General features: G+C 40.3%; 11 protein-coding genes. 9 read left to right on the forward strand and 2 right to left on the reverse strand.

Translation table 11 applies throughout. From position 1 onward, the window contains the following. Positions 1-14: 14 nt before the first annotated feature. Together IEE83_RS25340 and IEE83_RS25345 are read left to right on the forward strand one after the other, a co-directional pair. The gene (locus IEE83_RS25340) at positions 15-1,733 is read left to right on the forward strand and encodes a RagB/SusD family nutrient uptake outer membrane protein (RefSeq protein ID WP_194123577.1); all 1,719 of its coding nucleotides are present in this window, start codon (positions 15-17) and stop codon (positions 1,731-1,733) included. Between the two features lie 95 nt (positions 1,734-1,828). Continuing rightward, complete coding sequence (locus IEE83_RS25345; protein ID WP_194123578.1) at positions 1,829-1,996, forward strand: hypothetical protein; 168 nt, start codon at positions 1,829-1,831, stop codon at positions 1,994-1,996. Between the two features lie 11 nt (positions 1,997-2,007). On the opposite strand, the gene mazG is transcribed toward IEE83_RS25345, so the two are convergent. Then, positions 2,008-2,841, reverse strand: a complete 834-nt coding sequence (gene mazG / locus IEE83_RS25350) for a nucleoside triphosphate pyrophosphohydrolase (protein WP_194123579.1) — start codon at positions 2,839-2,841, stop codon at positions 2,008-2,010. 143 nt (positions 2,842-2,984) lie between these two features. On the opposite strand from mazG, the gene IEE83_RS25355 reads away from it, so the two are divergent. Next, positions 2,985-4,832: an ABC transporter ATP-binding protein gene (locus IEE83_RS25355; RefSeq protein ID WP_228102073.1), complete on the forward strand. Its 1,848-nt coding sequence runs from the start codon at positions 2,985-2,987 to the stop codon at positions 4,830-4,832. On the opposite strand, the gene IEE83_RS25360 is transcribed toward IEE83_RS25355, so the two are convergent. Continuing rightward, positions 4,827-5,303: a PaaI family thioesterase gene (locus tag IEE83_RS25360; RefSeq protein ID WP_194123580.1), complete on the reverse strand. Its 477-nt coding sequence runs from the start codon at positions 5,301-5,303 to the stop codon at positions 4,827-4,829. The two genes, IEE83_RS25355 and IEE83_RS25360, sit on opposite strands and share 6 nt — an antisense overlap. A gap of 171 nt (positions 5,304-5,474) precedes the next feature. Here IEE83_RS25360 and IEE83_RS25365 point away from each other — a divergent pair, with 171 nt between their 5' ends. From IEE83_RS25365 to IEE83_RS25390, 6 genes are all read left to right on the forward strand, one after another. Next, on the forward strand, positions 5,475-6,269 hold the full coding sequence (locus tag IEE83_RS25365; protein WP_194123581.1) for a phosphosulfolactate synthase: 795 nt from the start codon (positions 5,475-5,477) through the stop codon (positions 6,267-6,269). 52 nt (positions 6,270-6,321) lie between these two features. Further along, entirely contained in the window at positions 6,322-6,978 is a 657-nt protein-coding gene (locus tag IEE83_RS25370; protein ID WP_194123582.1) for a DedA family protein, read from the forward strand. A gap of 227 nt (positions 6,979-7,205) precedes the next feature. Continuing rightward, positions 7,206-7,760 (forward strand): RNA polymerase sigma factor, encoded by a 555-nt coding sequence (locus IEE83_RS25375; protein WP_194123583.1) that lies wholly within the window; start codon positions 7,206-7,208, stop codon positions 7,758-7,760. A 22-nt stretch (positions 7,761-7,782) separates the two neighbouring features. After that, positions 7,783-8,784, forward strand: a complete 1,002-nt coding sequence (locus IEE83_RS25380) for a FecR family protein (protein WP_194123584.1) — start codon at positions 7,783-7,785, stop codon at positions 8,782-8,784. Between the two features lie 68 nt (positions 8,785-8,852). Then, positions 8,853-12,275: a TonB-dependent receptor gene (locus IEE83_RS25385; RefSeq protein ID WP_194123585.1), complete on the forward strand. Its 3,423-nt coding sequence runs from the start codon at positions 8,853-8,855 to the stop codon at positions 12,273-12,275. A gap of 38 nt (positions 12,276-12,313) precedes the next feature. Then, entirely contained in the window at positions 12,314-13,756 is a 1,443-nt protein-coding gene (locus IEE83_RS25390; protein WP_194123586.1) for a RagB/SusD family nutrient uptake outer membrane protein, read from the forward strand. Positions 13,757-13,805: the final 49 nt, after the last annotated feature.

The following is a 13,805-nucleotide window of genomic DNA, read 5'->3' on the forward strand; positions in this document are numbered from 1 at the left end:
AATTTTATAAAGAGATGAAAAAAATTGCCATACTATTCTCGGCTGTTATTCTGGGAATTCTAAGTTCCTGCTCAGATAAGTTTCTGGACGTCAACCCAAAAGCGGCCCTTAGCTCAACAACCTTACAAAACAAAGTCGGTGTGAATGCCCTACTCGTTGGTGCTTATGCACTTCTGGACGGTTGGGCAACGGCCGAAGGTGCTTACCGTTCCTACAACGTTGGTGCTGATAACTGGGTTTACGGAAGTGTTGCTTCTGATGACGCCCACAAAGGTACCAACGCAGGTGACCAGCCACCGATTTCTTTAATTGAAACCGGAAACATTGCTTCTGACAACATTTATTTCCGTGGAAAATGGAGAGGTATGTATGACGGCATCGCCCGCTCAAATGACGTACTTCAAAACCTGGCAAAAGCAACTGATTTTACCGATGCAGAACGCGCTCAGGTAACAGCAGAAGCTCGTTTCCTTCGTGGAAACTACCATTTTGAATTAAAGAAAATGTACAACATGGTGCCTTACATCGACGACAAAACGTACGATCCAAACAATCTGGAAAGTACTAAATTACCGAACAGCACTGATATTTATCCAAAAATCGAAGAGGATTTGAAAGCGGCATATGATGTTTTGCCAACCTCACAATCACAACCTGGTCGTCCTACAAAATGGGCAGCTGGTGCTTTATTGTCAAAAGTATATTTGTTCCAGAAAAAATATGCTGAGGCAAAAACGATTCTTGAAGCAATTGTAGCAAGTGGAAAATATAGTCTGATGGCTAAATACCACGACAATTTCCAGGCTAGTACCAATAACAATGCCGAATCAATTTTCGAAGTAGAATATTCTGTGAATGACGGTGCAGCTGGTGGGGAAAACGGAAATATCGGATCGACTTTAAATTATCCATATGGCGGTGGTGCATTTACTACCTGCTGCGGATTTTTCCAGCCTTCTAACAATCTTGTTAATGCATTTAAAACAGATGCAAACGGGTTGCCATTGCTTGATACTTATGATGATTCCGATATTCCAAATGACCAGGGAATTGAATCAACTGCTCCGTTTACACCTTATGCTGGTCCGCTTGATCCTCGTTTGGACTGGACAGTTGGTCGCCGTGGTATTCCATATCTTGACTGGGGCGTTCATCCTGGAAAAGCTTACATCAGAGACCAGACTTACGGAGGACCATATTCTCCAAAGAAACATGTTTCTCACAAATCAGATCCGTCTTTTGCTTCAAATAACCGCTTAAATGCCAACAACTTCCGTATGATTCGTTATGCACAAGTTTTGCTCTGGCTTGCTGAAATTGAAACAGAAATCGGAAGCCTTGACAAAGCAAGGGCATATGTAAACCAGATCCGTGCGAGAGCTGCCAGACCAGAAGGTTTTGTAAAAAATGCTGACGGAACACCTGCTGCTAATTATGTGATTAAAGAATATACATCACCATGGCCAGATCAGGCATATGCGCGTAAAGCTGTGCGTTTTGAAGAACGTCTTGAATTGGGAATGGAAGGCAACAGACGTTACGATCTTGTACGCTGGGGTATTGCTGCGGAAACGATGAACGCATATTACGCTGTTGAAGGCACAAAACGTGCTTATCTGAAAGGTGCTCAGTTTGTAAAAGGAAAACATGAATATTTCCCTATTCCGATTCAGGAAATATTGAACAGCCAGGTGGGAGGAAAACCTACTTTGACACAAAATAACGGATATTAGAACATCAGGTTGAATTTAACAATAAAAGAGCCGATTCATTTGAGTCGGCTTTTTATTGTTATTTTTGTATCAAAACAGATAAAAGCAGCAAAAAGATGGTACTGAAAAACGAAAGCGATTACGAAAAAGCTTCCGAAAGAATTGATGAAATTTTCGGAGCAAAACCGGGCACACCAGAGAAAAAAGAACTGGAAGAATTATTGAAAGCAGTAAAAGCTTACGAAGATGATTTTATCAGAATGTTGAGAGAGAATGATATGTAAGGCATTTTCTCCTAAACTTTCAGCGCTTTCGCCTGATTCCAATATTCGTCCATTTCCGTCAAAGTCATTTCTGTCAGCATTTTCCCATCCGCTTTGGAAGCTTCTTCCATGTACTGAAAACGGCGGATGAATTTTTTATTGGTTCTTTCCAAAGCAGTTTCAGGATTAATATCAACAAATCTGGAATAATTAACCAGTGAGAATAGTAAATCGCCAAATTCTCCTTCTGCTTCTTTTTGGTCAATTGCTTCGCCCGATTCAATATTGAAGTTTTCCTTAAATTCCTGTAATTCTTCTTCAACCTTCGCCCAAACCTGCTGTTTTTCGTCCCAGTCAAAACCTGCTCCGCGTGCTTTTTCCTGAATTCTCATTGCTTTTACCAAGGCTGGTAAAGACGCAGGAACTCCGGAAAGAACGGATTTATTTCCTTCTTTTAATTTCAGTTTTTCCCAGTTCTGCTTCACCTGTTCTTCGGTATCCGCTTTTGCATCACCGTAGATATGCGGATGACGGGAAATCAGCTTTTCACAAATTCCGGTCAAAACATCAGCAATATCAAACTTTATCGACGTTTCAGGATTATTTTCAGAAGCGATTTTGGCATAAAAAACAATATGCAAAAGCACATCACCCAACTCCTTTTTTATTTCAGGCAAATCATTTTCAAGAATGGCGTCTGATAATTCATACGTTTCCTCGATTGTCAGATGTCGCAAACTTTCCAAAGTTTGTTTGCGGTCCCAGGGACATTGTTCCCGCAACTCATCCATAATTGTTAACAAACGGTCAAATGCCATAAGTTGCTGCTGACGGCTTTCCGGCAAATCGCTGAATATTTTTTCCATAATTCAAAGGTAAGGTTTCAGCGTTTAAAATGTAATAAATTAAGCAGACCCGCTGTTTGCTTTTTCAAAAGAGAAGCTAAAAATCAGCGAACTTTTTTCGATATAAAATGATTATTTCATCATCACCAACTTAATAATATATATTGAAGAAAATCCCTGCAAGTCAATCTTTTAAATCAACCGCCTCTTCGTCCCTATCTTTTAAAAAGCGATTTTCCGCACTACAAAATCTTCCAAGATTTTTCCGTCTCGTCTGGGAAACAAACAAATTACTGACATTAGGAAATATTTTTTTCCGGCTGATCAAATCTGCGCTTCCTTTATTGATGCTTTACATTGGTAAGGAAATCATTGATGAAGTGGTCAGGCTAATCGGAAACCGTGCTGATTCGCATAACGATCTGTGGCTGCTTGTAGGCGCAGAACTTGGACTGACTATAATTTCAGATCTGCTAAACCGCTGTATAAATTTATTTGATAGTTTACTCGGCGATCTTGTTGCAAATAAAACCTCTGTTGATCTCGTTCATCACGCCGCAAAACTGGATTTGTACCAATTTGAAAATCCTATTTTTTATGATAAACTGGAACGTGCCCGCCGGCAAACTTCCGGAAGAACGGTACTGCTTTCCCAAACGCTGGCGCAGATTCAGGATATATTGACATTACTTTCTTTGGGAGCCGGTTTGATCATTTTCAATCCGTGGCTGATATTAATTCTCATTATCGCCGTGATCCCTTCCTTTTTGGGAGAAACACATTTTAATGAAAAAACCTATTCGTTAACCCGCAGCTGGACACCCGAAAGACGGGAACTTGATTATTTGCGATATCTCGGATCGAGTGCCGAAACGGCGAAGGAAGTCAAGGTTTTTGGTCTGGAAAATTATCTGGCAAAACGTTTTAAAGAATTATCGGAAGAATATTATCTGGCGAATCGTAAAATTTCGATCAGTCGGGCAAGTTGGGGATATGGTTTATCAGCCATTGGAACACTCGCTTATTATGCCGCTTACTTTTTTGTGTTGATACAAACCCTAAGCGGAATAATTACCATCGGGACTATGACTTTTCTTTCCGGTTCTTTCCAAAGAATGCACGGAATGCTTCAAAGTATCATGAGCCGTTTTTCAGGAATTGCAGAAAACGCATTGTATCTGAAAGATCTTTTCGAGTTTTTTGAAATTGAACCGACAATTCTGGCCAATGAAAATGGCAGATTAATTCCTCGTCCGATTCAAAAAGGAATAACTTTTGAAAATGTCAGTTTCAAATATCCTGACAACGATTTCTGGGCAATAAGGAATCTTTCTTTCACTTTGAATCCAGGCGAAAAACTGGCTCTGGTTGGAGAAAATGGTGCAGGAAAAACGACTTTGGTAAAACTTCTTGCCTGTTTATATAAACCTACAGAAGGCCGGATTTTGATTGATGGAGTTGATATTCTGGATTACCAACTGGCAGATTTACGGGCTAATATTGGAATTATTTTTCAGGATTACATCCGCTACGAAATGACAGTTTCCGACAATATCGCTGTGGGTGATATTGAAAATATTGATGATAAGGAAGCCATTCAGATCGCCTCAGAAATGAGTATGGCAAATGAATTGATTACCCAGCTTCCTAATGGTTTTGAACAGGTTTTGGGAAAAAGATTTAAAGAAGGAACCGAACTTTCCGGCGGTCAATGGCAAAAAATCGCGTTGGCCCGCGCCTACATGCGCGATGCGCAGCTGATTGTTTTGGATGAACCAACTTCCGCCCTTGATGCCCGTGCAGAACATCAGGTTTTCCAGCGTTTCAGTGAATTGATTCATGGAAAAATGGCGGTGCTTATCTCCCACCGGTTTTCAACCGTCAGAATGGCGGACAGGATTTTATTTCTTGAAAAGGGAAAACTGATCGAATTCGGATCCCATGACGAATTGTTAAGTCTTGACGGAAAATATGCTGAATTATTCCAGTTACAAGCCCAGGGATATTTATGAGATCGGTGGAATTTTTAGTCCTGTTTGAAGAAGATTACTTGTACATTTTGCAATAATCACCCCTTCCGCACTCACAATATTTCCCTCCACATGCACAATATTTTTGCCGGCGCGAATTACATTTCCACTGGCAAAAATAGTTTCTCCAACTCTTGCAGCATTCAAAAAATCGCAATTCAGATTTACAGAAACAAAAGCAAATTCTCTTCCCAAAGCATATACCATCGTCCCGACAACTTCATCCAGAATCGTTGCCGCAATGCCTCCATGCAAAATCCCCATCGGATTTGACATATCTTTTCTGACCACAAACTCTACTTTCATACTTCCTTCCTGAATATCCAGCAGCGTTCCGTTTAGCCACCTTCCTACCGGCGAATGACTTTCTTCCATCCGTTTACCGATAAAAGTCTGCATATATTTCAGACGTAATTTGTCGTCGATCTGATCAGGCTTCAAAGATTCATTCATTTTATTTAATCATTAAGAAAAGTAAATATACAGCGGTATATAATTGGAAAATAGTAATTAACACAGATTTACGCAGAGAAGCATGTCAATACTATGGATTTTATTGCTACGTATCAAAGGTAATTGCTACCTTTGCCCGAGTTTTTCGAAGACTTAAAAGAGTATCCAAATATGAATTTTACGTTATCACAAATTCCTTCCCGTTCTGAAAAGCCTCGTGAAAAGGGAATTACGATGGTTATGGATAAAGGGCTTAGTATCAGGGAAACCGAAGATATGATTTCCAGCGCCTCCGGATTTATAGATATCGTAAAGCTGGGATGGGCCACTTCCTATGTTACATCAAATCTGAATGAAAAACTGGCGGTATATAAAAATGCCGGTATCCCAGTTTATTTCGGCGGAACCTTATTTGAAGCCTTTGTAGTAAGAAATCAGTTTGACGATTACCGCAAACTTCTGGATAAATATGATCTGAAATATGCCGAAGTTTCCGACGGATCTGTGGAAATGGCGCAGGATGTAAAATGTGAATATATCCGTAAACTTGCTCAGCAAGTGACTGTTCTGTCGGAAGTTGGATCAAAAGATGAAAACAAAATAATTCCTCCTTATAAATGGATACAGCTGATCAATTCTGAATTGGAAGCTGGTGCCTGGAAAGTAATCGGAGAAGCAAGAGAATCCGGAAATGTTGGACTTTTCAGAGCCAGCGGAGAAGTTCGTCAGGGTTTGGTAGAGGAAATATTAACCCAGGTTCCTTTTGAAAAAATGCTTTGGGAAGCACCCCAGAAATCACAGCAGGTTTGGTTTGTCAAGCTTTTAGGCGCAAACGTAAATCTTGGAAATATCGCACCAAGCGAGCTTATTCCATTAGAAACGATTCGTTTGGGATTACGCGGCGATACTTTTAACCATTTCCTGAATGCAAAAACAAAAAAGGAATGGAAAATTGATTCGAAATAACTGTTTTAACTCATCTTTCATCTCATAACATAATTGCTCAAACTTTAAAGCCATGGAATTATTAAAGCAGTTTATTGACTTCTTCCTTCACCTGGATAAGCATTTGTTTGATATCGTACAGCAGTATGGTACACTTACCTATGTAATTCTTTTCCTGATCGTCTTTACAGAAACCGGTTTGGTGATCATGCCGCTGCTACCTGGCGATTCATTGCTTTTCGCGGCAGGTGCAATTGCTGCTAATGAAGGAACTGGACTTAATGTTTGGCTTATCATTTTAGTCCTGATTATTGCTGCTCTTCTCGGAGACAACGTGAATTATTTCATGGGGAAAAAGTTTGGCGGAGAAATTAAAAAGCGGGAACGGATTCTGTTCCTGAAAAGAGAATATCTTGAAAAAACAGAAGCATACTATGCAAAACATGGTGGCAGCACCGTGATTATGGCTCGCTTTATTCCAATCGTGCGTACAGTTGCACCGTTTGTAGCAGGTGCAGGAAGTATGAATTATTCAAAATACATAGTCTATTGCATACTTGGAGCTCTTTTATGGGTGCCGGCACTTACTTTATTAGGATTTTTCTTTGGGAATCAGGAGTTTGTTAAGAAAAATTTCGAGTTGGTTATTTTCGCCATCATCGGTTTTTCAGTGCTTCCGATGATATTTCAGTTTCTTAAAAGCAAAATGGTAAAACCGAAAACAGCGTAAAAAATACTTCGGCTTTCGGCGATCGGCTGTCAGCTTGATTACAGAAAATTCAACTAGACCTTCCAATGATTCGGGAGGTCTTTTTTTGTATCAAGATTAATACTTCTATTAATAAATTCAGAAACTTTCCCCGACTTCAAAAAATAATTTAAAAAAATGGTAAAACTCGTTAGGGGTTTTTGACCTTTGTTTGACCTTACCTTTGTATTCCTGTAAACGGAAACTTGATGAGCCCAATTTTAACTGATGAACAGCTGGTTATGAAACTCAGTGAAGGCAACAAAATTGCCTTTGGGGAGATTTATGACCGGTATTGGTACAAGTTATTTTGTATCGCTTATCATCAGATCGGCACCAAGGAAGAAGCGGAAGAGCTTGTTCATGATTTATTTGAAAGCCTCTGGAATCGTCGGGAACAAAGTAATATCAGGCATTTGAATTCGTACCTGATTATTTCGATGAAAAATTTGATCACCAATTTCATCAAATCAAAAATAACCTGGCGGAAGTATAAGGAATACGTCATTTTACAAAAGATGCATGAAAATGCTTTAACCGAAAATCCTGCTGAATTCACAGACCTTTCACAGGCGCTTGACAACGCTCTGAAAAAGCTTCCGGAAAAAACGAGCAGAATTTTCCAGCTAAGCCGGTTTGAAAATCAATCTGTAAAGGAAATCGCGAAAGAATTGAATTTGTCAGAAAAAGCGGTTGAATACCATATTACCAAATCGCTAAAAGTTTTAAAAGATCATCTCTGGATCTATCACACACAAAATTGAAACAAGACACCAGAATAGAAAAATGAATCAATTCGATTTTGATATAGTATTACAAAAATACCTGTCCGGTGAACAATCACCGGATGAGGAGAAGTTTATAAGCGAATATCTGGAAAATAATCCCTTCAACGAATCGCCGGTTTTTGAAGCCGAAAAAGAAAAAATCGGAAAAAGGATTAAGCAAAAATTATATTCCGAAACGATTCGGGAACCAGTTTACATTCGTTTTTTGCCGTGGATAAAAGGAATTGCTGCATCGGTCCTGATTATTCTGGGAAGCTGGATCTTTTTGAAAAAATCGGAATATGCAGATGTTTTGAAACTTGAAACATTGGGAAATCAGGGCGTCGTTGAAATAAAAAACACTTCAAAAAAACCACAAAGGGTTTATCTGGAAGATGGCAGCGTTGTCATTTTAAAAGAGAAAAGCAGTATCAGTTTCCCTGAACATTTTGGTGCCGAACGCAGACTGGTTTATCTGCACGGTGAAGCTTTTTTTCAGGTGAAAAGAAACCCTGCGAAGCCTTTTGTCGTATCTACTGAAAATCTTGCAACACAGGTTTTAGGAACCAGTTTTACGATTAAATCTTATGATGATGCGCGTTCCATTGAAGTTTTGGTAGCAACAGGCCGCGTTTCCGTGTACGAAGTAGCCGAAAAATCTTCTTCCAATAGCAACGGAGTAATCCTGACCAGAAATCAGAAAATCACTTTTGATAAAAAATCTAAAAAAATGGAACTGGCTATTGTTGAAAATCCGGTAATAAACCGCGCTGAAATAAAAGTCGCCTATGGTTTTACGTTTTTGGAAACGCCGGTTAAGGAAGCTTTCTCACTGCTTGAAAAAGCTTACGGAATCGATATCGTCATTGAAAATGATGCCGTTGAAGCCTGCAAGTTTACCGGAGATCTGACGGATCTTTCGTTGTTTGATCAGCTTGACCTGATCTGTAAATCGCTTAATGCGACTTACGAAAGAAGAGGAACATCGCTTTTTGTCCGTGGAGAAGGTTGCTCGAAATAACTGACAATCAATCCAACATTAGAAAATTTACATTTTGAATATCAATAGCCCAGAAAATCAATTAACCTATGAATAGAAAAATACCTCGTGAACGTGTTTTTTACAGAGTAGCCAATGCTACTATTAAACAACTATTGATCTTCATTTTATGCTGTGGCATTTCCACAGCGCACACGCTGCGTGGACAGGAACTTTTAAACAAGGAAATTTCGCTAAAAGTGGAATCTCTTGAAATCAAAAAGATCCTGAATCTGATTGAAAAACAGGCTGATGTGAAATTTGTTTATAGCACCAACAGCATTCAGGGAATACAAAATACTTCGTTAAAAGAATTAAAAGGTCCGTTGAACAAAGTGCTGGACCAGATTCTTGCGCCGATCAATGTATCATATGAAGTAGTTGGAAATACCCGGATTTTGCTTCGCAAGAAAGCTTCCGGCACCGCCATACAATCACAAGGAATCATTTTCCCAAACCAACTGATTGAACGTAAAGTATCCGGAAAAGTGGTCGATGAAAAAGGTGAAGGTTTGCCCGGCGTGAACGTTTTGGTTGTTGGCAGTCAGACCGGAACTTCTACCAATGAAAAAGGTGAATATCAGTTAACTGTTGGCGATGCCGCTGTAACATTGAAATTTTCTTTTATCGGTTATGTGAGCCAGGAAGTGGTTTCTGATAACAACAATACCGTTAATATTTCGCTTGCTCCAGACGTCAGCGCGCTGAAAGAAGTTCTGGTTGTAGGTTACGGTACGCAGGAAAAGAAAGATGTTACCGGTGCGGTTTCTTCTATTAAAGGTGCAGATTTTCAGAATTTGCCATCAGGTGGAGCACAGCAGGCACTTCAGGGAAGAGCGGCCGGGGTTAACATTGTCAGAAATGGTGGTGCGCCAGGTGATGCCGGTTCAATTCAGATTCGTGGTTTTGGTACCGTTAACAACTCAACACCTCTGGTTGTCATCGATGGTGTACCGTCAGGAACCATGAATGACGTCAACCCAAATGATATTGAATCGATTGAAATTTTAAAAGATGCTTCTGCCTCAGCCATTTACGGTACACGTGCTGCAAATGGTGTAATCATAATCACAACAAAACGTGGTAAATTTGACAATCCGATTAACCTAACCGTTAACGGATACGTCGGTGTTACAAATCGTATCAAAACGATTGACGTACTGGACGCTCCTACTTTGGCTTCGTTAAAAAGAGAAGCTTACACAAATGACGGTTTGCCAGTTCCTGCGATTTGGAATGATGCACAATATCAAACGCAGCTTACAAACTGGCAGGACGAATTGTTGAAACAAGGCGTTACGCAAAATTATGATGCTTCATTAAGAGGTGGCGGAAAGTTTTCTTCGTTCTCAATCTCGGGAGGATATTATAATGAAAAAGGGATTATTGGAAAGTCTAATTACAAACGACTTACTTTTCGTATAAATTCGGACCATAAAATCGGTTCAAGAATCAAAATCGGACAGAATTTCCAGTTTACCAATACGCACAGCAACGCACCGGATACACAGTCTTCACAAACCGGTTTGCTGTGGAGCGCGATTCGTTTCCATCCCGGACTTCCTGTTAGAAATGCTGACGGCTCGTACAGCTCAACACAGGGAATTGGTGCTTTTGGAGATATAAACAACCCGGTTTTTACTGTTGACACACAAGATAAGGACGCAGCCCGTAACCGTTTTCTGGGAAATGTAACGGGAGAATTGGAAATTATTGAAGGTCTGAAACTTCGTGCAAACCTGGCCATGGATGCAACATTTTCCGACAATTACAATTTTGAAATCAAAATCAATGACCAGTTCAGAACAAATTCTTACAATCAGCTGACCCTGAATCATGATAAAAACTGGTCTTTTTTGCAGGAATATTTTCTTTCTTACGACAAAAAATTTGGTCAGCATTCTTTGAATTTTGTGGGCGGTTATACTTCTCAGACTTTCAACGATATTTATTCAAACCAGCGCGGACGTGATTTCGCAAGTGAAGATCCTTCACTTCGTTATATGCAGTATGCCGGAACAATCGTTTCCATTGCCCAGTCGGATGGAGGAAATGGAAGTCGCAGTTATGATGCGCTTCAATCGTATTTTGCCCGCGCCAATTATTCTTTCATGGATCGTTATTTGTTGACAGCGACGGTCCGTGCTGATGGTTCGTCCAAATTTGCTCCTGGAAATCGCTGGGGTTATTTTCCTGCATTTTCTGCGGGATGGCGAATTTCGGAAGAATCGTTTTTCAAGGATGCATTGCCGATGTTCAGCAATTTCAAGCTGACTGGTGGCTGGGGACAATTGGGTAACCAAAACGTAGCATCCCTGCAATATCTGGCTTTGATCAATTCATCATACCGCTATGCATTTGGAAATGGCGGCGTTCAGAATTATATCTCGGGAGCTGCACAAAGTCGACTGGCGAATACCCACATCGGCTGGGAAACTGCTGAAATGAGCAACTTCGGGTTGGAAGCAGGTTTATTGAAAAACAGTCTTTACTTCTCTGCAAATTATTTCATCAAGGATACCAAAAATATGCTTTTGGCTCCACCTTCGATTGGAACAATCGGAACGGCTACTATTCCTGATCAAAATATCGGTCAGCTAAGAAACAAAGGTTTGGAGATTGAAGCGTCTTACCGTCATTCAATTGGCGACCTTACTTTTAATGTAAGTGGTAATGCAACTTTTATCAAAAACAAAATCACAAAACTGGCTACGCCGGGAGGATTTCTTGCTACGCAATTGTACGGAAGAGGTCAGCAGGAAATTGTTCGTACTTATGAAGGACAGCCTTACGGTACTTTTTACGGATATAAAACAAACGGAATTTATCAAAACCAGAGTCAGATCGATGCTGATGCAAATATTGCAAACGATTCACGTAAAACAGACGGGCAGATTAAACCAGGAGATGTTAAATTCCTTGACTTAAATAAAGATGGTATAATCGACGATTCGGATAGAACGATTATTGGAAGTCCTCAGCCAAAAATCAATTATGGTTTTTCTGCCGGTGCCAATTACAAAGGCTTTGATCTGAATTTGTTTTTTGTTGGTGTTGGAGGAAATAAAATTTACAATGCTGACCGTATGCAGGGTCTTGATGCAAGTTATTCTTTCAACTTATATGCGGAAGAACAAAATCGCTGGCATGGAGAAGGAACGAGCAATACGGTTCCTCGTGTAACTATTGACAATGCAAACCGTAACTACCGGCCATCTGATTTATTTATAGAAAAAGGTGATTTTCTACGTTTGAAAAATATGACATTGGGGTATACAGTTCCAAAAACGGTGATCAGCAAATTGAAAATGTCGCAAGCGAGATTTTATGTTTCGGGCCAAAACATTATTACGTTCACCAAATATTCCGGTCTGAATCCAGAGTTGGGTTATGTAAACGGACAGCTGAATGTGGATTACGCGCAGTATCCGTTGGCACGTACATGGACTATCGGAGCAACTTTATCATTCTAATCTAAACGTTCAGATCTATCCCAGCCGAATTTAATCCTATGAAAAAGATAACGATACTAGCCGGATATATTTTTCTTGCAACGTTTATGAGTTGCCAGAAAGACTTACTCGATACAACACCTTACGGACAGGTAACCTCCCAGCAATACTGGCGGAATGGCGATGATGTGGTTTCTGCTACAAACGCGGTTTATGCCCCATTATTGAACGAAGATGGATTTGCCCACACCGAATATACATTTGACAACTGCTCGGACGACATGAACCGCGCCGGTGATCATTCAGATGAAACCGCTTTGGAAAATTTCACTTTCGACGCTTCCAACTCACATATTCTGGCAACCTGGTCTACGAAATATGAAGTTATTTCAAGAGCGAACGCTGTGTTGATTAATGCGCCAAAAGTGACGATGGATGAAACTTTGCGTAACCGCAGCATGGGAGAAGCGTATTTCCTGAGAGGTTTTGTTTACTGGCGACTTTCACTGATTTACGGTGAAGTGCCTATTCTTTTGGAAGCGGATGCACTTGCTTTGAATTTCAACAAGCCAAAATCTACTTTGGCAGAAGTTCGTGCGCAGGCAGAAGCAGATTTCCTGAAAGCTGCATCGTTACTTCCGGTATCATACAGCGCAACGGAAGCCGGACGCGTGACACAAGGATCAGCTTATGGTTTCCTTACAAAACTTTATGTGTACCAGGAAAACTGGGCGAAAGCAATTGAAGCAAGTACGAAAGTTACCGGAAATGCAGCTTACCAATTGGCCTCGGGATATAATCAGAATTTTGAACTGACGACAGAAAATAACACTGAAACTTTATTTTCTCTTCAATATGAAACGGGTTGGACGACAGACAACTCCCCTGCTTTTTACCATACACCACAGACTTTTGGTGGTTGGGGTTTTCATGAACCGATTCAGGATCTTGTAAGTGAATTTGAAGAAGGTGATCCGCGTTTGGCTTATTCCATTTTCAGTCCGGGTGATAAAGTTGAAAGAGGTTCTCAGGGAGAAACAGAATTTACTGCTGATATGACGCGTGTGACTGGTTATGCGTTTAAGAAATATTCACAGTTTACAGCAAGCGGTGATATGGATCAAAGCCTGAACGCACCTTTCCTTCGTTCTGCTGATGTTTATTTATTAGCGGCAGAAGCAAAAATTCGTTCAGGACAAAGTGGTGATACGGAATTAAATGTAGTGAGAAAACGTGCTGGTTTGAAAACAATCACAGGCGCAACCATCAAAGATATCATGCATGAACGCCGTGTGGAACTTGCCGGTGAAAACGAAAGACATCAGGATTTGATGCGTTGGGATAAAGCAGGTTTGATTGATATCGTGGCGCATTACAAAATCGCCCGCGGACCTTACAAACCAAGTCGTAATTTTGTAAAACCAAAACATTATTACTTCCCGCTTCCACAACGTGAAGTGGATTTGAGCAATGGGGTTTTGATCCAGAATAGCAATTATTAATGGTTAATTATTAAGGGTTAATTGTTAATGGGGCTAAAAAACCTCATTA

Origin of the sequence: Dyadobacter subterraneus, from assembly GCF_015221875.1 — a bacterium.
GTDB lineage: Bacteria > Bacteroidota > Bacteroidia > Cytophagales > Spirosomataceae > Dyadobacter > Dyadobacter subterraneus.